This is a genomic window from Paenibacillus anseongensis (assembly GCF_009757995.1).
Taxonomy (GTDB): domain Bacteria; phylum Bacillota; class Bacilli; order Paenibacillales; family NBRC-103111; genus Paenibacillus_E; species Paenibacillus_E chondroitinus.
In genome coordinates this window covers 75,138-94,780 of the sequence record NZ_WSEM01000039.1, presented here as the reverse complement: position 1 = coordinate 94,780, position 19,643 = coordinate 75,138, and the positions used below count along the sequence as shown (strand labels likewise).

Annotated in this window: 21 protein-coding genes and 2 pseudogenes; 14 read left to right on the top strand and 9 right to left on the bottom strand. The window is 43.1% G+C overall.

Annotated features, from left to right (window positions below; all coding sequences use genetic code 11):
- Nucleotides 1–32 precede the first annotated feature (32 nt).
- The 3 genes and pseudogenes from GON05_RS35695 to GON05_RS35685 all read right to left on the bottom strand — a co-directional run bounded on the left by GON05_RS35695 (nt 33) and on the right by GON05_RS35685 (nt 2,637).
- Nucleotides 33–847, bottom strand: a pseudogene (locus tag GON05_RS35695) (ABC transporter permease).
- Nucleotides 844–1,857, bottom strand: coding sequence for an ATP-binding cassette domain-containing protein (locus GON05_RS35690; RefSeq protein ID WP_157326241.1), 1,014 nt, complete (start codon nt 1,855–1,857; stop codon nt 844–846). Before GON05_RS35690 ends, GON05_RS35695 begins: the two are co-directional and overlap by 4 nt.
- Nucleotides 1,858–1,944: 87 nt before the next feature.
- Nucleotides 1,945–2,637, bottom strand: coding sequence for a Dph6-related ATP pyrophosphatase (locus tag GON05_RS35685; protein ID WP_157326240.1), 693 nt, complete (start codon nt 2,635–2,637; stop codon nt 1,945–1,947).
- A 210-nt stretch (nt 2,638–2,847) separates the two neighbouring features.
- Between GON05_RS35685 and GON05_RS35680 the strand changes: the two genes are divergently transcribed.
- Nucleotides 2,848–3,303 (top strand): DinB family protein, encoded by a 456-nt coding sequence (locus GON05_RS35680; protein WP_157326239.1) that lies wholly within the window; start codon nt 2,848–2,850, stop codon nt 3,301–3,303.
- Nucleotides 3,304–3,453: 150 nt separating this feature from the next.
- Nucleotides 3,454–3,882 (top strand): HIT family protein, encoded by a 429-nt coding sequence (locus GON05_RS35675; RefSeq protein WP_157326238.1) that lies wholly within the window; start codon nt 3,454–3,456, stop codon nt 3,880–3,882.
- Nucleotides 3,883–3,943: 61 nt separating this feature from the next.
- Here GON05_RS35675 and GON05_RS35670 read toward each other — a convergent pair.
- A pseudogene (locus GON05_RS35670) lies at nt 3,944–4,087 on the bottom strand (SDR family oxidoreductase); the annotation flags it as partial.
- Between the two features lie 97 nt (nt 4,088–4,184).
- Between GON05_RS35670 and GON05_RS35665 the strand changes: the two are divergent.
- Both GON05_RS35665 and GON05_RS35660 read left to right on the top strand, forming a co-directional pair.
- Entirely contained in the window at nt 4,185–5,078 is an 894-nt protein-coding gene (locus GON05_RS35665; RefSeq protein ID WP_157326237.1) for a LysR family transcriptional regulator, read from the top strand.
- 1 nt (nt 5,079) lies between these two features.
- Nucleotides 5,080–5,841: a spermidine synthase gene (locus tag GON05_RS35660; protein WP_157326236.1), complete on the top strand. Its 762-nt coding sequence runs from the start codon at nt 5,080–5,082 to the stop codon at nt 5,839–5,841.
- On the opposite strand, the gene GON05_RS35655 is transcribed toward GON05_RS35660, so the two are convergent.
- Entirely contained in the window at nt 5,804–6,652 is an 849-nt protein-coding gene (locus GON05_RS35655; RefSeq protein WP_157326235.1) for a nicotianamine synthase family protein, read from the bottom strand. The genes GON05_RS35660 and GON05_RS35655 overlap by 38 nt on opposite strands.
- 119 nt (nt 6,653–6,771) lie before the next feature.
- Here GON05_RS35655 and GON05_RS35650 point away from each other — a divergent pair, with 119 nt between their 5' ends.
- Complete coding sequence (locus GON05_RS35650) at nt 6,772–7,356, top strand: GNAT family N-acetyltransferase (RefSeq protein ID WP_157326234.1); 585 nt, start codon at nt 6,772–6,774, stop codon at nt 7,354–7,356.
- 54 nt (nt 7,357–7,410) lie between these two features.
- Here the strand turns inward: GON05_RS35650 and GON05_RS35645 are convergent, their stop codons facing one another.
- The 4 genes from GON05_RS35645 to GON05_RS35630 form a co-directional block, all read right to left on the bottom strand.
- Complete coding sequence (locus tag GON05_RS35645; protein ID WP_157326233.1) at nt 7,411–8,496, bottom strand: Ger(x)C family spore germination protein; 1,086 nt, start codon at nt 8,494–8,496, stop codon at nt 7,411–7,413.
- Nucleotides 8,483–9,562, bottom strand: coding sequence for a GerAB/ArcD/ProY family transporter (locus GON05_RS35640; protein WP_157326232.1), 1,080 nt, complete (start codon nt 9,560–9,562; stop codon nt 8,483–8,485). The genes GON05_RS35645 and GON05_RS35640 overlap by 14 nt, the downstream gene beginning before the upstream one ends.
- Nucleotides 9,555–10,889 carry a spore germination protein gene (locus GON05_RS35635; RefSeq protein WP_157326231.1) on the bottom strand — a complete coding sequence of 445 codons (1,335 nt, stop codon included), beginning with the start codon at nt 10,887–10,889 and terminating at the stop codon, nt 9,555–9,557. Before GON05_RS35635 ends, GON05_RS35640 begins: the two co-directional genes overlap by 8 nt.
- Nucleotides 10,890–11,038: 149 nt before the next feature.
- Nucleotides 11,039–11,464 (bottom strand): SRPBCC family protein, encoded by a 426-nt coding sequence (locus GON05_RS35630; RefSeq protein WP_157326230.1) that lies wholly within the window; start codon nt 11,462–11,464, stop codon nt 11,039–11,041.
- Nucleotides 11,465–11,691: 227 nt separating this feature from the next.
- On the opposite strand from GON05_RS35630, the gene larA reads away from it, so the two are divergent.
- The 9 genes from larA (at nt 11,692) to GON05_RS35585 (ending at nt 19,303) form a co-directional block, all read left to right on the top strand.
- Complete coding sequence (larA, locus tag GON05_RS35625; protein ID WP_157326229.1) at nt 11,692–12,957, top strand: nickel-dependent lactate racemase; 1,266 nt, start codon at nt 11,692–11,694, stop codon at nt 12,955–12,957.
- 156 nt (nt 12,958–13,113) lie between these two features.
- The gene (locus GON05_RS35620) at nt 13,114–13,575 is read left to right on the top strand and encodes a MarR family winged helix-turn-helix transcriptional regulator (protein ID WP_246069324.1); all 462 of its coding nucleotides are present in this window, start codon (nt 13,114–13,116) and stop codon (nt 13,573–13,575) included.
- 43 nt (nt 13,576–13,618) lie between these two features.
- On the top strand, nt 13,619–13,990 hold the full coding sequence (locus tag GON05_RS35615) for a VOC family protein (RefSeq protein ID WP_246239740.1): 372 nt from the start codon (nt 13,619–13,621) through the stop codon (nt 13,988–13,990).
- Between the two features lie 13 nt (nt 13,991–14,003).
- Nucleotides 14,004–14,447: a GyrI-like domain-containing protein gene (locus GON05_RS35610; protein WP_157326228.1), complete on the top strand. Its 444-nt coding sequence runs from the start codon at nt 14,004–14,006 to the stop codon at nt 14,445–14,447.
- A gap of 21 nt (nt 14,448–14,468) precedes the next feature.
- Nucleotides 14,469–15,776: an ankyrin repeat domain-containing protein gene (locus GON05_RS35605; protein ID WP_157326227.1), complete on the top strand. Its 1,308-nt coding sequence runs from the start codon at nt 14,469–14,471 to the stop codon at nt 15,774–15,776.
- 133 nt (nt 15,777–15,909) lie between these two features.
- Entirely contained in the window at nt 15,910–16,488 is a 579-nt protein-coding gene (locus GON05_RS35600) for a TetR/AcrR family transcriptional regulator (RefSeq protein WP_157326226.1), read from the top strand.
- Nucleotides 16,489–16,568: 80 nt separating this feature from the next.
- Nucleotides 16,569–17,387 (top strand): SDR family NAD(P)-dependent oxidoreductase, encoded by an 819-nt coding sequence (locus GON05_RS35595; protein ID WP_157326225.1) that lies wholly within the window; start codon nt 16,569–16,571, stop codon nt 17,385–17,387.
- A gap of 126 nt (nt 17,388–17,513) precedes the next feature.
- Complete coding sequence (locus GON05_RS35590) at nt 17,514–17,720, top strand: hypothetical protein (RefSeq protein ID WP_157326224.1); 207 nt, start codon at nt 17,514–17,516, stop codon at nt 17,718–17,720.
- A gap of 677 nt (nt 17,721–18,397) precedes the next feature.
- Nucleotides 18,398–19,303 (top strand): helix-turn-helix transcriptional regulator, encoded by a 906-nt coding sequence (locus GON05_RS35585; RefSeq protein WP_157326223.1) that lies wholly within the window; start codon nt 18,398–18,400, stop codon nt 19,301–19,303.
- Nucleotides 19,304–19,643 lie beyond the last annotated feature (340 nt).

The window sequence follows — 19,643 nt, the reverse complement described above, 5'->3', positions numbered from 1 at the left end:
GTAACTGAGTGGCAGCCTTGCTGTATTATCTTTTAAGTTCTGCGCATATAGGCAATTACCGTGATAGGTGCAAAGATGGCCACAATGACAATCGCTCCAAAAAGTGAGATGGTGAGATCCCAGCCGACAGTGCCCGCGTTGGCAAGTTCTCTTACGGCGGAGACGAGGTGAGAGATCGGATTGATTTTAACAAACCATTGAAGCCAACCTGGCATGGTATCCACAGGAACGAAGGCATTCGAAAGAAACGTAAGAGGGAAGAGAACAAGCATTGATATCCCTTGAACGCTTGAGGCTGTTCGGGCAATCACACCGAAGAAGGCGAAGATCCAGCTGATAGCCCAAGAGCAGAAGATGACAAGAAGCGCAGCAATCGCCACATGTCCCAAACCACCCTCAGGACGATAGCCCATGATAAAGCCCATGGAAAAGGTGAGAACTGTAGCAATAGTATACCGGATCGTGTCAGCCAAAACGCTCCTGCCAAAGGCGCAATCCTCGCGATAGGCAATGACTTGAATCGGTCGAAAACGCCTTTATCCATATCCTCCCGCAGCTGGACGCCAGTGACGATGGAGGTCGTGATAACGGTCTGCACGAGGATGCCAGGAATAATGACGGGCAAATAGCTCACCACGTCGCCCGAGATAGCACCGCCGAAGATGTAGGTGAACATGAGCGTGAAAATAATGGGCTGCAGTGTGACATCGAACAATTGTTCAGGCGTGCGCCGAATTTTCAGAAGTCCTCGATAAGCCATCGTTAACGAGTTGCGCACCGATTGGCTAAAGCTTGTATGGTTCTTCAATCTGCGCTCAGCAGGTGGTAGAATCGTAGTGTTCTTCATACGCGGACCTCCTGTCTGCTGTTCGACTCATCCGATAGTTGGGAAGTATCCCCAACACCTTGACCGGTTATGGTTAAAAATACTTCATCAAGCGTCGGTTTCTGCACACTCATCTCCGCCAAATGAATGCCGGCTTCTCGCAAGGAAATAAGCAGGTCCGTGACAAGATCCGCGTTGGTCATGGGTGCAGTAATTTTTCCAGATGTCACCGTAGGGCGTACCTTGAGCACTTGCTCGATGATCCGGCAGGCAACCTCGATATCTTGCGGATTGCTCACGATTAATTGCAAAGATGAGGTGCCTACGGAGGCTTTCAATTCATCCACAGTTCCTTCAGCGACAACACGCCCGCGATCGATAACCGCTACTCGGTCCGCGAGTTGATCGGCTTCTTCGAGGTACTGTGTGGTTAGAAGGATGGTAGAACCTGTGTTCACCAACCGGCGGATCGTGTCCCACATTTGTGAACGCGTACGTGGATCCAGACCTGTCGTAGGTTCATCCAGGAAAATAAGAGGGGGCTGCGCGATTAGGCTCGCGGCCAGATCCAGTCGGCGGCGCATACCACCGGAGAAGTTTTTCAATGGTCGTTTCGCGGCTTCAGTCAAGCCAAATTCCTCCAGAAGTTCTTCTGTTTTGTTCCTGGCCTCTGCACGGCTTAGACCAAGAAGCCGGGAGAAGATCATCAGGTTTTCTGTAGCGCTAAGCGACTCATCAACCGATGCGTACTGGCCGGTCACTCCGATTAATTGACGAACAATCTGCGACTCTTTCACAACATCATGGCCGAATATTTTCGCCGATCCGCCATCTGGCCGAAGTAAGGTTGCCAGCATGTTAATGGTGGTCGTCTTGCCGGCGCCATTAGGACCCAGTACGCCATAGATGGTACCGGCAGGTACGCTCAAATTTACGCCGTCGACCGCGCGGTTTTGGCCAAAAGCTTTGAAGAGCCCACGTGCTTCGACTGCCAGTACTTCAGAATTTCGCTCACTGAATGTCAGTTCCAATGCAATTCCTCCTACATAATGAATTACTGTGGATTATAACTTGCATTTATAAACTGTATATAAACGGAAATTCATGGGAAATCACGACTAGACATGGTCCAGCGTCAAAGGCAAAAAGGCATATTCGCCGTGCGTGATAATCTCACCTTGGTGTACGCTTATGCGTTGTTTGAAAAGAGGACCATCAATGACCGTGGTATGGAATTCGCCACCCTCGCCACAAGGATCAATCCCGCGGGCTACAAGCTCCTCCACAAAAGCTAGGGTTAACGTTCGACCAAGATCATCTTCCCGCATTCCTAACGTTAAATTAACGGTAACAACAATTGAAACAAAACCTAAGCGAATGAATTCCTCAACGGTTTCACGGTGATCCATTTCCCATAGCGGCATACCTAGTTTCAGTCCGACAATGCTCGATACTTTGTCCTGCCAACAACCATGAGCCGTCAACTCGAGATCTCCCGTGACTAGCACCTCCGCACCTTGCTTTTTAGCATCTTCTAAAAGGTGGATAAACACTTCTTCGTAATCAGCCCAACTTGCCGGTGCCGTGTAGACAGGCAAACCAATGGATTCGGCTTGAGCCTGTATAAGATCGGGTGGTGTCCCGTGTGATCTAGAACGTTTTCCTTCCTCCTCCAGCATTACGATCAGGCCAAGAGCTTTTCCTACTTTCATTGCTTTATAAAGTGCCAGGACACTATCTTTTCCTCCGCTAAAAGAGGCGATAAATCGCTGGCCATTAGCGCCATTTTTCCAGTCTACGACCGCTGTCATTCCTTGCATCCCCTTTTGTACACCTAAGTTTTTATTGCCTAATTCTATCATGAGTTGCTCAAAAAGAATGCCAGTAATAGAATTAACAACTATTATAATTTGATATCAGGATATGAGATATTCAATATCAGCATTATGTATTATGCAAGATAGGAGAAGGTATTGTATATTTCTTGAGAATGATTATTCTAACTTAGGAGAGTTGAGCAAATGAGAAACGATTTTATTTTCCATATTTTAGATAAACATCTCGAACAATTCATTGAATTGGTTGAAAGTTGTCCAGCAGACAAACGTAAGGTTGTTCCAGAAGGTTTTGTCAACAGTATACATTGGCACATTGGACATGTACTCACGGTTACTGAATTTCATGTATTCGGTCTTTCTGAGCAACCACTCGTCCTTCCAGCCAATTACCAGGAGTTATTTGCCTACGGCTCGAGACAATCCCATTGGCAAGAAGAACCGCCAGCATGGGACTTCTTAATTAATCAGTTGAAAGAACAGCGTAATCAAATTCATCAGTTGTTGAAGGATAAATTAGAAGCGCCGGTGAAAGACAACTTTTTGAAAGGTGAAAATTTTGGAGAGTTGATTGTTTCAACGGTGCTGCATTTAGTTAATCATCTAGGTATCGTATGGGCAATGTTAAAAGTATTGAAATAATCGTTGAATTCCATACAACAACGTTAGAAGGCAGCCGTCCCAGGTGGATTGGTTGCCTTTTTCAATTGGAAGGCAGGATAGCACGGAAGCAGTGAAGAATTTTATATGAAAAATTTGGCCAAAGGCAGCTTCAGGAGGGAATGAAAGTCGATGAATCATGAATTAGAGTGCTTAGGCTGTAGATTAGCACATGGTCTTGAGCCAACGCATGTCGTATACGAGGATGAGCATGTGACGTGCATCTTAGTCATTGACCCATGCAGTGAGGGACATAGTATTATTTTGCCCAAAAAACATTATGCGGATGTTGACGAGTTGGACTTGGAAACTGCCCAATCTGTGATGAAGGCCTCAGCTAACTTATCGAAAGGATTAAAAACGTTATTCCACCCAGATGGAATCAGCATGATGCAAAATGGGGGAAAGTTTAGCGATTTAGGGCACTTCCACATGCACATCTGGGCTAGATATGAGAATGATGGGTTCTCATGGATTGACCCGTTGGATGTTGGCGCAAGGGAACGATTTACGGAGACAAGAGAGATACTCGCAAGCGCGATTGCTAACTTAGGAAAGTGATAGCAAAGAGCTCTAAGGAATTTCAAATTCTTAGAGCTCTTTTTATATAAACAAATAAAAATCAAATGGTTGACAACGTTCCGCCATCAATCACATATTCGCTTCCTGTAGTGGAAGCTGCACGGTCGGAAACCAGGAAGGCGGCAAGCTCAGCCACTTCTTCCGGCAAGCCCGGACGCCTAATCGGAATGCCTCCGAGGGAATTATTTTTCATGACAATCTCTTCAACCTTGCTTCAATCATTAGCAGTATGTATGATAACAACAGGAATGATAACTATTATGCATTTAGGAGAGGCAATTATGGAGCTTACTCAATTAGAATATTTCCTGAAAGTTGCCAGGATCGAACATCTGACGAAAGCCGCGGAAGCTTTATCCGTCACACAACCTGCACTTAGTCATTCGATCTCAAAGCTTGAAGCTGAGCTAGGCGTACCGTTGTTTGAGCGGAAGGGCAGAAACCTGCAAATTAACCGTTACGGAACCATGTTCGCGAAGCGAGTTGAGAAGATTTTGCAAGAGGTAGAGCGAGGAAAACAGGAGATCGAAGAATGTTCCAATCCTGAGTCGGGGATCATCTATCTTTCTTATTTAAATATATTAGGTGTAGGTTTAATTCCTCAATTGATACGTGAATACCAGAAAGCTAACCCGAAAATCACCTTCGAGTTGACACAGGGAGATAAGGGGGCCATTCTGGAGCAGGTCGAGAAGGGCTTCTCCGATGTGATGATTACCTCGGAAAGACCCGTCAGCGACACCTATGAATGGGTGCCAATCCTTTCGCTGCCGTTGTATCTGGTGGTCTCTTACGATCATCGTTTTGCGGGCAGGGAATCCATCAGCTTAAAAGAAATTACAGGGGAGCCGTTCGTGGGCTTGAAGCATAACTGCTCTTTAAGAGACTCGCTTCTCACCCGTGTCCATCACATGAATTTCACCCTCGCGTCCACCTACGATGCGGAGGATCTTCCAACGGTGGCCGGTTTCGTAGCGGCAGGTCTTGGCGTTTCTGTGCTGCCCAAAACATCTGGATTGCACCTGGAAGGTCTGGAATGGATACCAATCCAAGAGGAAGGTTGGTTATGGGAAGTTGGACTGCATATCAAAAAAGACCGGTTTCTGTCCCCGGCCACGCAGAAATTCGTCAGCTTTCTGAAAGAAAAAGCAGACCAACCAGAAAGGAATCGATAACTTGGAGTTACTTTTCAAAACGTCTAGCCCTAATCATGAGATTTCCGTTTACGACACTACTGAGCTGTATGGTGAAAAGGGAAGGTTTCGAGTCCTGGAGTTCTCTAATAGTGCCATCCAAGGTGCGATGGATTTGAATGATCCGACACATATCTTATTTGAATATCCACGAGCTATTATTCATCTAATTGAATACAACATCCCGTCTATCGAGAAAATGTTTATTATCGGACACGGGATTGGGACGATAGCTGGCTATTTTTCAGAAGAGCAATGCAAGGTAGTAGAAATAGATGAGACCGTGGTGGAGTTGAGTAAAAAGTTTTTTGGATACAGGAAGGATAATGTCAGATTAGGTGATGGCCGTCAAATCCTCGCGAATGAAAAGCAGAATGTTTATGATGCAATTGTCTTGGATGCTTTTACTGAAAAAGGAACACCCACTCATTTGATTTCGAAGCCATTTTTTGAAATTTGCAAAGAAAAGCTTGATCCTTCGGGACTGATCGTCATGAATCTGTTTGGTAAAGGCGACAATGACCAACTCGTGAACGCTATTCATTCAACGCTAAGCGAGGAATTCACTTATATAAAAGCATTTATTCTACCATCAGAAGGCGCAGCTGATATTCAAAATTTCTTGCTTGCAGGAAGTCAAGAGCCGATTGGGTTCCAAGCTCGGCATATGGCAGGCTTTACGCAGATAGAACTAGGTCAAGGATATATCATTCGGGACAAAGTCGATAGAAGCGAGCTGAATTGATCACTCGATTTGCGATCGGCGATGTCCGGCCAAGGAGTCGCCATCCAGCCGCGGCGATAGCTTCCTCGTTGATCGCTTCATACATGAGCTGTCGGATGCCTTCCGCAGTCCGTATAACGACCAAGGCATTCGGATTCGTCCGGCGGATTTGTTCAAGTGTTTTATCCTTCTGCGTAACAAGGCTTGCAATAAAAACATGCTGGTAAGAAGCATAATCGAAGTCCGCACCATCTCCTTGCACGACTTGCACGTTATCGCTTAAATGAATGCGTTCCATCATGGAATGTGCAGCCTCGCAAGCATCCGGATCCATATCCACACAGGTGACGCTCACATTCCATCTAAGATGGAGCAGTATCGCACTCAGCGGCAGAGGCCCGCTTCCGACAAAAACAATCGGCGTAGAAATCTCTTCGGACCGAATGATCCTGCGCAGCTGTTTCAGTTCCTCGCCAACAAGACTGTCATAATTTCCCCAGTTTTTATATTGGAATAAGCTCGCTAACCCGAATTCGGGCTGATCGCAGAGGCGTCGCGAGTCGAACAACTCCATGCCGTACTCAGCTTCGGACAGCTTGGCAAGCAACCCTTTTTGGCGTGTGGCGACTTCAACATTCTCCATCACATACTTGACTTCTTCTGGAGTATATACTTGCCTAAGTGCCTCTGTGAAAATAGAAATCGGTTTCGTGATCGCGGAATTTGAAGGGGTCAGATCCGACTCCCGTTGAAGGACATCATAGGTTTCTTTTACAAGAGCTATCAAATCTGATATCCGCTTAGACGGCTCTGTCGTAGAACAATATTCCATAAGCGTTTACCTCCTGTCCATTTCCGTACAATTGCTTGAACCCAATATATTCGATAAACTCATTATTTAGAAATGAATTCCTGCTTTTAGACAAACCATTCCTATAGGAGGTAATTGCGATGAGTATCAAAGCATCCAGCCCGATTTTATACACGATACCAGAAAGCTTTGAGAGTGAACGTTTGCTAATAAGAGCTCCCTTATGGGGAGATGGTGCGATGGTTAACGAAGCAATTAGAGAAAGTATGGATGAATTGCGTCCCTGGATGCCGTGGGCTAGACAAATTCCCACCGTTGAAGAGTCCGAAATAAACATCCGACGTGCCAGGCTGGAATTTTTAGATCGGACTGATCTTAGATTACTTCTGTTTCTGAAGGAAACCGGTCAACTCATTGGCAGCAGCGGTTTACATCGCATTGACTGGGAAGCTCGCAAATTTGAAATTGGTTATTGGTTGCGTACACCTTTCAGCCATAAAGGTTATATGACGGAAGCCGTAGCCGCTATCACGAATTATGCCATACATGAGTTGCACGCTAATCGTATTGAAATTCGATGTGACGGTCGCAATACAGGAAGTTCACGTGTTGCTGAACGTCAGGGATTCACGTTGGAAGGAATTCTTCGACAAGAGAAGTCTGCGCAAGATGGTACTTTGAGAGATACAATGGTTTTTGCAAAAGTTCGCGGTGTCGAGTTTTAGTTCATCTCAGAAAAAGAAAAAGGAACCTGAGGTCATCCACAGGTTTCTTTTTTGTCATTTCGTTAAATTTGAACGCATTTTGATTAAACCTTCATTTTGGATATCTGTATGAAATTGAAGTTCCATTTTCAGCTGAGGGTAGTATTCGGTTCGCCAATTCTGCAAATCTTTTCTTGGAATGATGGTACGAAAACGCTGCCCAATTCCTAGAATGTCAGCTTCACTCTTTTGGATTTTTGAAAATAGCATTTGAAATCTTTCTGTAATTAGTTTTTCTAATTCTTGTATAATGAGCGTTTGGCTTGGATTTCCTTTTGTCTCCAGGACGACAACTTTCAATTTGATTTGTGTATGCATATAAGGTTTATTGTCAACAAGCTCGCTATTATATTTCATCGAATTACTAACAATTAAGACACTCGCATGATCCATGACCTCGATTTTTCCCTGTGTGCTTTCCTTGTTGAAGGCATTATACAGAAGGGTTTCGTCGGATGTGATCTGTTCAACCATCTTCCCATTTCTAATAACAGATGAGCCTATATAGTCACATGGGGAGGATTGACCTGATTTAATAATAGGGATCGCAATATCATTGGTGTACGAATATATACTACGATAAATTTGCCAGATCTGTGCTCGAGCAATCTGTGGGTTCCAACCCGCATTTTTTTCGAAAAAGTCGTAAACAAACGCTTGTTTGGGGACTGTTGTTTTCTTTTCATTGGCTAAATACTTTTCAATCTCTTCATCGCAGATAACAACGTACGCTTTAAGCGAAATTTCCCCGTTTCTCATGAAACCAGCGATAATATCTTTCAATCCTTGCTGAGCAAGTTTTTTTTCAATAAGAATGACTTTAATATGGAATAAATCGATTTGTTTTTCTTTATTCATACTGATTTTATCTACCGCTTGGCTGATTGTTTTACCAGTTTCACTGATTAAATTCAGTTTTATCATATTCTGATCCAACTCAGGGTCTTGCAGGATGACTTTGTACTCATCATTTTGCTTGCTTATAGCCATAACCAGTGGTAAAGTACGATGATTTATGTCCTTATTATCCCAACAGCCGCTCAGCGTAATTACCATACTTAGAAGTACAATAACTTGCAACGAAGACTTAATTGAGTTCATGCCCCACCTTCCTTTTAAAACGAAGCCCCAGAAAATAAATAGACAACGGAACGGAAACTAAAACAAAAAATCTTAAAGGAGTGTTCCATAGAAATAGATTGCCGACGCTATTCCAATCCGGAATCATTAAACAGGAAACAAAGATAACAACCGAGATCGCGAGCAGTAGATAAAACGGCTTAATGATTGGTAAACACTTGCTTATAATGCGATTGGCCTGCCATAACGTAATGGAAATGAATAGCATGCTGAAAGTAATCAGTGTAAGCAAGAAAAACATGGTCACTCTGTCAAACATGAACCAAGAAATATTAATGGTCTCCACAACAACGACAAAAGGAAAATGAAGAGTTACTGCTGTTGCCTCCCCGAAGGTGAGAATAGGAATATAGACGGAGAAGATAAAGAAGGGAATAAGAAAAAGGGCTGCAAGAAGAATTTTTTTTCTTTGATACGTAATAACAGGTTGAATGAAGCCTAGAAACAAGAAGCCACCTGCGAAGGCAAAAAAGCTTTTAAAATAAGAGGGTTTCGTCAGGAACGAGAAGTCTTGTTCGAAAAGGGGAAAGGAGTAGTACCAATTAATGTTCTGAAACGAAGTGAAACTAATCATAGAAATTAGAGGCAGAAAAATAATTGCCAATAGTACCCCAGTGCGAAAAATGGCTTCAATCCCTTTAGCTGCAAGATACGTTGACACAAAAAGTAATAACATCATGATTGACCATAAAGGGGTATTGGATAAAAAAACGATACAAATGATTTCAGAGTAAGCGCGAACGGCTAGAATGGCGATGATAAAAAAATAAAGTGTAACTGGCAAAAGAAAAATGATAGCAGCTGCTTTTCCTGCATTGAGGTAAATCCGAATAATGTCCCACTTCGGGTAAAAGCTTAGACCTTTCATATAGATTGAAATAACAACAAAATGAACAATAATTCCTATTACAATAGGAATCCAATGTGCGGAGTCTGTACTTCCAATAATATCTTCCGGATATAGGAAAAAAATAAGCCCCAAATGAGTAAGAAGGTACATAAGCATGACGGAAATGCTTTTATCCATGATTGCTCCGATCCTTTGCCACATTGATTTGAATATAGGGAACTCCAAAAGTATTTAGACTTGCCAAGTAGGCGCATACCAGGACTAAACCCGCTAACATGCCTAACACCCCATACATGGCAGCTAGGACTACAATTAGATATTTAAATAAACGGATGGAAAGCGAATTCTGAAATCCAACCACCGTTGAATTCGCAATTGTCGTGGCGGCCAGGATAATCAGGATGAGGTTACTCACTAATTTGGCAGCAACGATAGCTTGACCCAATATAATCCCGCCTACCATAGTAATTGTGGGCCCGATACTTTTGGGTAATCTGACGCTGGCTTCCACAATTAATTCTAGAATAACTAGGATCAGCAGGATTTCTACAAGGGCAGGGTATGGCACACTATCACGGCTTTGAGAGACCGCTAACGCAAGTTCTATTCTCAACACCTCGGGATTAACGGCTACGAGGGCTACATATAAAGCAGGAACAATTAACGTCATCAAAACGCCAATGATTCGCAAAAATCGGACTGACAGCATTAAAGGAAGCGGATAATTGCGATCGTTTTCCATTGCAAACATATCCCATAACAAACTAGGCAGAATAAGTGCTAAAGGTAATCTATCTACAAATAGTACGACTTTCCCCATACGCAAGCATTGAGCTGCCTCCAGAGGAAGTTCTGTCGTTTTAAATTTAGAGAAGGATTCCCAGGCGGAAAATCCCATCGTTTTTGATAAGTTTTGTAAATTGTGAACTTCCTTATCCAGGTTCATTTCGAGTTGACGAACAATATTATTCACCAACTCCATTTGCACATGGTTCTCGCAATACAGAAGCGAAATCTTTTTTTTCTCATCCTTGCCAACATAAACCGATTTGACAAAAAGTTGATCTGTGCTTACTTGTTTCCTGACAATACCAATGTTTTGTTCAATATCTTCGACAAAGGAACTTAGCGGCCCCTGAAGAACGTTTTCATTCGTAGGAGGTTCAGTAAACCGATTAAGCAATTTGGGTATCGGCTGCGACACAACAAATTTGTTGTATTTAGCGAAAAATAGGATTAATTTCCCCTGCAAAATAGATGAGATGAGAACATTAATATCACTCTCTTTGACTTCCCCGAACAAGCTTAATAATTCTTCCTCTGTTATATTTACAGAAATTGCCTTTTCTATGTACATATGCATAGCTTCTCGAGACTCAGTCAAGTCGACCAATGTGTTGAAGCCCATTAAGATAACAGAGTTATTCATAAAATAATCCTGTTGAAGAAAGAAATCATCGTTATTCAGAAACTTAGCTGTAATTTCTTTTATTAATGGATTCATTGTCCTGAGTCCCCTTTATCTTTCAAAACTTTTTGTTATAATTTCCCACCGGCAAGGAATATATACAAAGTTAATCAGCAAATGAAATGACAAAAAACCTCCCGTAAGTAAGGGAGGTTTCCAATCAATTCAATCTATATCACCAAATCTTATTTGGCAGTTTCGCTGTATTTTTTAAAGTTGTCTAGAAACGCTTGCCAGCCAGCTCGTTGCATTTCAACAGGATTTGCGCTTTCAGCATCAAATGATTCAATTACCTTAGTATCGTTATCTTGACGAATAAATGAGATCTCAACTTTTCTTCCATCGCCCATGGTGTAAGAAATGAATTCATGCGTTCTCACTTCATCATAAACGCCGCCTAAGTCAAATCCAAAGCTTCCATCCTTGGCTTCGAGTCTTGTAACAAATGTTCCGCCAACCCTTAAATCATTTTCGGCTCTTGGCGCGTGCCAGTCATCAGAGGCGAAAGACCATTGTGTAATATGTTCTGGTTGTGTCCAAAATGCCCACACTTGTTCAACTGGTGCATGTACTGTAGTTTCAACCGTTACTGTCTGTTTAGCTGTTTCCATAACGATTACCGCCTCACTCTAAGTATTTTGATGAACAATGGTAATTATACCATTAAATAACGGTTAGCCATAATGTTAAAAGTTGTCCGCGGTCGCCAGGGTTGTTCCTGTAAAAATGGAGAAGTCTATGGCTAGTTTTCTATGTTATAATTTTACTATTAAACGCTTTCACAACACTTGTAAGCTATAAAACTGCTCAATTTCATGTTCACGATGGAGGGAAAGTTATGCAAACGACTCTGCTGTACGGTAAAGGAGCTTTATCTGTTAATGTGCCAGACCATTCGATGATTATCGAACCCTATCATATGGAAGGATTGCAAGAAGAGAAACAAGCCGTTCTGGAAGCTCTCAGACATCCGATTGGATCGCCGCCTTTGGCTGAGTTGGTCAAATCTACGGATAAGGTTGCCATTGTCATTAGTGATATTACACGTCCAACACCTAACGAGAAGTTGGTCCCGTGGATTCTTGAAGAGCTGACTCACGTGCCTAAAGAAAATGTTGTCATCATTAACGGTACGGGAACGCATCGCGATCAAACAGAGGAAGAACTGATTCAAATGTTGGGCAAGTCGGTTGTCGACAGTGTCCGTGTGATTAATCACCATTGCCACAACAACGATGAACTTGTGAAGGTGGGGCATAGCCAGTTTGGGTGCGATGTCTATCTCAATAAAGAGTATGTAGAGGCAGATTTCAGAATTGTTACAGGTTTTATTGAGCCTCACTTTTTTGCAGGTTTTTCTGGAGGACCGAAAGGGATCATGCCTGGTATTGCTGGAATCGAAACCATATTGACCTTTCATAACGCCCGAATGATCGGAGACCCATTGGCAACGTGGGGGAATATGGTAAATAATCCGCTGCAGGATATGACCCGAGAAGTCAATCGGATGTGCAAGCCTCATTTTATGCTCAATGTGACACTGAATAAATCGAAGGAAATCACGCAAGTTTTTGCCGGTGAGTTGTTTGAAGCCCATGATCAAGGGTGTGCTTTCACCAAACAGCATGCCATGATCCCGGTTGAGGGACGGTTTGACGTTGTCATTACTTCCAATTCGGGCTACCCGTTAGACCAGAATCTGTATCAGGCAGTCAAAGGGATGAGCGCGGCCCATAAGATTGTTAAAGAGGGTGGAACCATCATCTGTGCCTCAGAATGCTCGGATGGGATTCCGAACCACGGCAATTATGCGGAAATTCTACAGATGCGAAAAACACCCCATGAGATTCTCGACATGATTAACGACGGAAGCTTTCAAAAGTTCGATCAATGGCAAGTACAAAAACAAGCGGTCATTCAGGTCTGGGCCGATGTTTATTTGTACTCTTCATTAGCTGATGAAGACGTCGAAAAAGCGATGTTAAAAACGACTCACGATATTGAAGTTACATTGGAGCAATTGAAAGAGAAGTATGGCGACAAGATGACGGTAGCCGTTTTGCCTTTGGGACCTTTAACCATTCCATATGTGAATGAGGAGTAAGCTTCAATAAATGCTTGATGTTCGTTGCGTTTTGACCTGTAAAATGGTTGATCTATACGGGCGTCAAGCCTATTTGTATAAAATTAGTTGCAATAACATCCTATATGCCATATGATGAAATTAGTTGCAATGACATCCTATTTAAGGAGGAGCAAATTGAACGATCATTGGAAGCCTGCTAACAAGGACAGCACGGAATCACATGGGCAATATATCTCAGCCATCTATCGACACATGCAGATCCTGATCTCATCTGAGCTGCAACCTTATCGCATTGGAAGCGGTCAGTACATCTTCTTGATGTCAATAGCTTTTCATCAGCCCATTACACAGAAAGCGTTAAGCGAGAGGCTACTCATTGACAAGACGACTACAGCTAAAGCGATTGCGAAGCTGGAGGCAGAAGGATATGTTCGTAGGGAAGCCGATCCCGCGGACAATCGCTATCAACTACTCTATTTGACAGAGTCAGGTCGTGAGGTGGTGCCCAAAGTACAAGAAGCATTGAGCCGCGTCAAGAGTAAAACCCGAAAAGGTATTTCGGATGAGGAGTATGACTTGTTGAACGACCTTTTGAAGACTGTTCTTCACAATCTGAGTGAACAAGAAGACGTGTAGTGGCAAGCGCTTAATAGTAAGAACAAAATTAAGGAGGATGTACATGATGATAGCGATCCCTTTTATTGTAGTGGAGAACTGTAAAGACGAAATTAATTACTACCAAAGCATTTTTGGTGGTGAGATTATTATTCTGCGCAAGCAAGGTGAAGTGGTGTTAAACGCGGACCTTCATGTGGGGACGGCAACGCTTAAATTTGCCGATGTTCAAGCGGCGAAACCGGCGTTGAAAGGTGACTATGTGAGAGTTTTCCTGAAAATCGATTCGGAAGAATCGTTCCGGACGATTTATGAAGCATTGGCAACCGGCGGGACAATTCTTACGGAAATATATGAGGCTCCATTTAAAGGTTTACTGGCGATCGTTACTGACCGGAACGGCGTGTGCTGGGTGCTATCCTTTTATCGAGAGTAGAAGGGAGATCATAATGGAACCAGTCATTTTCAATCAAAGAAAAATGGTTACATTGTTCGGCTTTTCTAAAACGCATGATCAACAAAAAAGGTATAGTGATACGATTTTCGAATTGCTGGATAAAGTTTGGAAGGAAGTACGTGAGAAGGGGCTTTCTCATAAGGGAATGAACCACGTAGTTTATGAAAATGGTCACCATGTATTTGCCGGCATTGAGTTGGTTCTTCCTCCGAATGAAGATTCATTACTGGAGAAGAAGGATGTTATTTTAGAAAAATATGCCTATTGCAAACATATCGGATCCTATAGCGAGCTAGATAAAACTTATGAAAGCATTCGTGCAAAAGTGAATGCTTCAGATGAATATCATGAGCTTCCGTTATTGGAAGTGTATGGACATTGGAATGAAGATGAAACCAAACTAGAAACGGAGATTTTCTATAATCTCAAATCATAGTAGAAGAGGAAGGATGCTTACGTGACGGAATCGTTTAATGATTCTCTTCCTAAGGTTGATCTGGACCCGAAGGTAATTCAACAATTCAAGCAGGCGGTTGATCGCAATGACCCCGAAGCTGTAAGACAGATTTTTCAAACCCATCCATCGCTTGTTTCACGGATAGACGAACCAAGCTTTGCCTTTGATACACCAGCGATTGTGATTGCTTCATACAGAGGTAACCGACAGATGGTTGATGTGCTGCTGCAATTCGGGGCGGATATCAATGCCAAGAGCAGCTGGTGGGCCGGCGGATTTGGCGTTCTGCATCATGACCATCATAACTTGTCTCGTTACCTGATTGAACGAGGAGCACGTGTCGATCCACACGCTGCTGCAGCATTGGGTATGCTAGACGTCTTGCAAAAGATGGTGGAAGAAGATCCAGAGGTTGTCAATCAGCGTGGTCCAGATGGACAGGTTCCTCTCCATTATGCCGCCTCATCTGACGTCATCGATTTCCTGCTGGATCACGGGGCTGACATTGATAAGCGGGATATTGACCACTATAGTACGCCTGCTCAATATGCGGTGAATAAACCTGACAAATGCAGACATTTGATTCAACGTGGTGCTCAGACGGATATCTTTATGGCCGTTCAGTTGGGAGACCTTGAACTTGTTCGCAGGATCCTTAACGAGAATCCGAATGCTCTTCAAGCTCAGGTAGGAAAAGGGGAGTTTACCTCCGGTGAATCGAACGGTGGGCACATTTATGAGTACATGATCAGTGCTGGAGCGAGACCGTTTTTCCTCGCGGCGCATCTGGGACATGAAGCCATTACGGAGTTGATGCTGCCGTACAGTTCAGTTGAGCAGCGATTGTTGCTCGCTTGTATGCGGGCGGATACCGAAACCGTCTATAACATGTTGAAGGAGCATCGGAATATCATCCAATCCCTGGATTCGGAATACCAGAGTATGATTGCGAATGCAGCATGGGATCATCGAATAGAGGCTGTGCGACTCATGTTGGATGTTGGTTTTCAGCCAGATGCACGGCGAAATGAGCATTCGATGACGGCCCTTCATCATGCGGCGATCCGGGGTGACAACGAAATTGTCCAATTGCTGCTCGAACGTGGAGCATCCATCGATATTCGTAATGAATATGGGGGAACTCCGCTCAATAGCTGTATGTGGGGCTCTATGCACAATCAAGACCCTCACAGGGACTATGCCGCGGTAGCCGAGAGCCTCATTGCAGCAGGCGTAAGGCTTCCGGAGAAGGCCACGGGCAGTGAGCTTGTGAAGTCTGTTCTAATGCGGCACGGAGTACCGGCATGAAAATAAGAGGTTATTCCATTTTGATGGAATAGCCTTTTTTATATTGTTCAATATGAGAACGTTCGGTAAAAATAATTCTTTACCGAACGTTCTCAATGTGATATAACTATATTCAGAAGGGAGGTGATGTGAAATGCCTCGAGTCAAGGAATTTGATGTCGATATGGCGTTGCTGAAAGCTGTGAGGTTATTTTGGGAACAAGGCTATGAGAAAACATCGATTAATGATCTGGTTGATCATTTAGGTATTCATCGCAGAAGCTTGTACGATACATTCGGCGACAAGCATCAACTGTTTCTAAAAGCCATTGAACGTTACAATGAATACTTGAACGGGCAATTTCAATCAGGCATCACCCGCGCCGATAGTGCTAAGCAAGCTATTCGTTTTTTGTTTGACTTCATGATTGAAGGAACCGACGACAAGCCCCCAGGTTGCTTGCTTGTCAATATGGCTGTAGAGCTTGCTCCATGGGATCTCGAAGTGGATGCCAAGACTGTACAAAGCTTCGATCTAGTGGAGAAGCTTCTCGCTGAACTGATTCAGCGGGGACTGGAAAGTGGTGAGTTCGCTTCGACTCGTAACGCAAGTGAGCTTGCTGAAGAAATGCATAACACAATGCTAGGTTTGCGTGTACTCGCCAGAACCTCTACCGACAAAGAGAAGCTTCACCGCATAGCTGGTTCCGCTATGTCGATGTTAGATATTTAATTGGAGCCTTATTTTTTTGTAAATATTAGAATGTTCATTCTTGATTACTAAAATCGATAGACAAAAAGGAGAAATAAATGATGAGTAAAGTATGGTTTATTACAGGAACTTCGACAGGATTTGGCCGTCATTTTGTGGAGCAGCTGCTTCGAGCTGGGGATAGAGTAGTTGCAACAGCGCGCAAACTTGAAGCTATTCAGGATTTTAAAACAATAGCACCGGATCGAGTCCATCTTGTCGCCCTGGATGTCACCAAATCGGACCAAATTCAAGCTGCTGTTCAAGAAGCTGTAGCAGTATTCGGAAAAATCGATATCGTCGTCAATAATGCGGGATACGGACTGTTCGGGATGCTTGAGGAGTACGCGGATGAACAAATTCGCAAACAATTCGATGTTAATGTATTTGGTGTATTGGATGTTATTCGCGCGACGCTTCCTGTATTCAAACGCCAGGGATCAGGACATTATCTTAATTTCTCGTCTTTCTTCGGAGTTGTTTCCTTTCCGCCGTTCAGCCTATATGCTGCCTCCAAGTTTGCAGTAGAAGGTTTCTCTGAAGCATTCGCGAAAGAATTTGCAAGCTTTGGCATCAAAACGACGATTGTCGAGCCGGCTGTTTTTGCCACCGAGTTTCTCGGACACTCCCTGGAGCAGACGGAGAAAAAGCCAGAGTACATCCCGTACTACGAAGCGTATGAAAAAAACTTATCAAACATTAAAATTGGCGATCCGGCCAAAGCGGTTCAATATATTATCTCCGTCATCAATGAAGGTAATGCGCCGCTGCGGCTTCCGGTTGGGTCCCAATCTGCCTATTCCATTCGCGATGCTTACAACAAACGGATGGAAGAGCTCAACGCGTGGTATGATCGGTCAGCTGAAGCTGACTCGAATTGATTTATATAGAAGAAGGCAGTTCGCTGGTTATAGCGGACTGCCTTTTTTTGTTCTCATGTTCTTGACCCTGACACTTAGGGTAGGGTTTAAAATGAGAGTATCTTACATGAAGGAAGAGGTGCGATAATGGATATTACGGCGCAAGAAGAAGAGATGATAAAAGCTCTGCGTGAGGCTTCACTACCCCCTTTGTATGTGCTTATCCGAATAAGAAATGATATTTTAAATGATACTGTAAACATTGAAGAGAGCAGAAGAAGTGACGTCGAAGAAGCATTAGAAAAATACATCAGCCCGTTATGGGCAGATTACAATCAAGTTAGGAATGAGTGATCGGAGTAAGTTACTCTTACCCTAATTGATGAACGTAGGCGGAGTAACTGGAGTTTCTACTGTTAAAAATGGCGCGGAATAAGACTTATATGAAATAACGGGAGTTTGTACAGGTAATTCAGTCGATTCGCCTCGTTTCTGACGAAACTTGAAGAATTAGCAGGATCATTTCCAGCTACTGCCTCGTACAGAGCAGAAATGAGCAAATTAGCCGCACTAATTCCCGTTATAGTTTAAAGGGATGGTGGTGGGGAAGAGGTTGAGGCGACATCGAGACAGATAAGTAGCGAATTCGAAGGCATACGTTGTATTATATACAACATAATAGCGAGGTTTGACCGCGAAGGTGATCTTTCGTTAAAAAAATACAACCATTTGTTGCGAAAAGGCGTGATGGAAGCGTTTTAACGCGAGATTCGTTGTAAAAAGTACAATAAAAAACCGATCTAAAGCCAAATTACAGTTAAATGATTGCACGAAGTACAACGTAGAATACGGTTACAGTCGTAACTTGGTGATGAGCGTTTGGTGGTAGGTGATGAGGTGAAGAAGAAGCTTCTAAGTAACAGAGTCGAAGTCGAAAGCTAATACGCTTTTTCGGTGTTCCCCTTGAACCAATTGGGCAATTATGGTGTAATAGATACAAACATATGTTCTGAAGTTTAAAGGGTGATGAGATGAAGTTAGAACGATTAATTTCGATTACGTATGCGCTTTTGAATAATGAAGTGATTTCCGCTTCAGAGTTTGCGAACAAATATCAGGTCTCTCAACGAACCATCTATCGAGATATAGAGGCAATTTGTGCGGCTGGAATCCCTGTCGTATCTTATCAAGGTGTTAATGGTGGATATGGAATTATTAAAGAGTATAAAATGGAGAAAACTTTATTGCATGACAACGACATTGAGTCCTTAATCACGCTTCTTCACAGCACGGCGACGGTGTTCAAAGATGAGGGAGCCACGGAGACGATGCACAGGCTTCAAACGATTCAAAAAGATAAAATGCCTAGCTTGACTATGGATTTAGGAAGCTGGCGAGCCAACAATGAATCTCTGCATACGCTTCGAGCAGCGATAACAACGCGCCAAGTCATTCGATTTGAATATATGAATTCTAAGAATGAGAGAGCTCGTCGGATCGTTGAGCCAGTCAGCCTGCTTTTTAAATATTATTCTTGGTATTTACATGGGTACTGTAGAGTTCGCAAGGATTATCGCGTATTTAAACTTACAAGAATGATAGATTTGGTTACTTTGCCCGAAATTTATCCGTGTATCCATTCAGCATTTCTACAAGATCTCTCTTTGGATTATCGGAAAGATGAAATCGTAGGAGCTGTTCTTCATTTCTCAGGGAGATCATTGGCACATGCCTTGGATTGTTTCTATGCGGAAGATAAATATTTCAATGAAGATGGCACGCTTACAATTACCATTATCAATCCTTCAGAAGCAGAACGATTGGTTGAAATGATATTAAGTTTTGGTGAAGATGTGGAGGTTCTCGAACCTCTGTCGTTAAGGCAAATGCTCAAAGTTAAAATTGAAAAAATGTTAAATCGATACCCACAAGTATGACAGACTGCTGTCATACTTGTTTTCGTATAATGAGCTTAAAGCGAAGGAGAAGTCATCCTATTAAGGAATTGGAGGTGTGCGCCTTGCATCATGATCCTTATTTTTTTGAGGAAACGATGAATGAACATAGACAGGAGCTTAAAGCAATTGAAAGCAATGCCTGGAAATGGACGCCGCGAACTAGGACAAAACAAGTCAAACAATCAAAAAAACTGACCGTGCTATCTGGTCTTCTGACACTAATTAGACTAAAATGATGAACAGCACCTCCGTGCGTCATTTGGAGGTGTTTTCTTTTTCTGGAAAGGAGAATATCATTTAATTTATTTTTGCACTTGTA

Excerpts from the sequence above, each read along its gene's own strand:
- GON05_RS35685 (WP_157326240.1), bottom strand. The coding sequence starts at position 2,637 with ATGACAGCGGTCGTAGACTGGAAAAATGGCGCTAATGGCCAGCGATTT.
- GON05_RS35615 (WP_246239740.1), top strand. The coding sequence starts at position 13,619 with ATGATGATAGCGATCCCTTTTATTGTAGTGGAGAACTGTAAAGACGAA.
- GON05_RS35640 (WP_157326232.1), bottom strand. The coding sequence starts at position 9,562 with ATGGATAAAAGCATTTCCGTCATGCTTATGTACCTTCTTACTCATTTG.
- GON05_RS35680 (WP_157326239.1), top strand. The coding sequence starts at position 2,848 with ATGAGAAACGATTTTATTTTCCATATTTTAGATAAACATCTCGAACAA.
- GON05_RS35590 (WP_157326224.1), top strand. The coding sequence starts at position 17,514 with ATGGATATTACGGCGCAAGAAGAAGAGATGATAAAAGCTCTGCGTGAG.
- GON05_RS35650 (WP_157326234.1), top strand. The coding sequence starts at position 6,772 with ATGAGTATCAAAGCATCCAGCCCGATTTTATACACGATACCAGAAAGC.
- GON05_RS35675 (WP_157326238.1), top strand. The coding sequence starts at position 3,454 with ATGAATCATGAATTAGAGTGCTTAGGCTGTAGATTAGCACATGGTCTT.
- GON05_RS35645 (WP_157326233.1), bottom strand. The coding sequence starts at position 8,496 with ATGAACTCAATTAAGTCTTCGTTGCAAGTTATTGTACTTCTAAGTATG.
- GON05_RS35655 (WP_157326235.1), bottom strand. The coding sequence starts at position 6,652 with ATGGAATATTGTTCTACGACAGAGCCGTCTAAGCGGATATCAGATTTG.
- GON05_RS35610 (WP_157326228.1), top strand. The coding sequence starts at position 14,004 with ATGGAACCAGTCATTTTCAATCAAAGAAAAATGGTTACATTGTTCGGC.
- larA (WP_157326229.1), top strand. The coding sequence starts at position 11,692 with ATGCAAACGACTCTGCTGTACGGTAAAGGAGCTTTATCTGTTAATGTG.
- GON05_RS35630 (WP_157326230.1), bottom strand. The coding sequence starts at position 11,464 with ATGGAAACAGCTAAACAGACAGTAACGGTTGAAACTACAGTACATGCA.
- GON05_RS35635 (WP_157326231.1), bottom strand. The coding sequence starts at position 10,889 with ATGAATCCATTAATAAAAGAAATTACAGCTAAGTTTCTGAATAACGAT.
- GON05_RS35665 (WP_157326237.1), top strand. The coding sequence starts at position 4,185 with ATGGAGCTTACTCAATTAGAATATTTCCTGAAAGTTGCCAGGATCGAA.
- GON05_RS35600 (WP_157326226.1), top strand. The coding sequence starts at position 15,910 with ATGCCTCGAGTCAAGGAATTTGATGTCGATATGGCGTTGCTGAAAGCT.
- GON05_RS35595 (WP_157326225.1), top strand. The coding sequence starts at position 16,569 with ATGAGTAAAGTATGGTTTATTACAGGAACTTCGACAGGATTTGGCCGT.
- GON05_RS35585 (WP_157326223.1), top strand. The coding sequence starts at position 18,398 with ATGAAGTTAGAACGATTAATTTCGATTACGTATGCGCTTTTGAATAAT.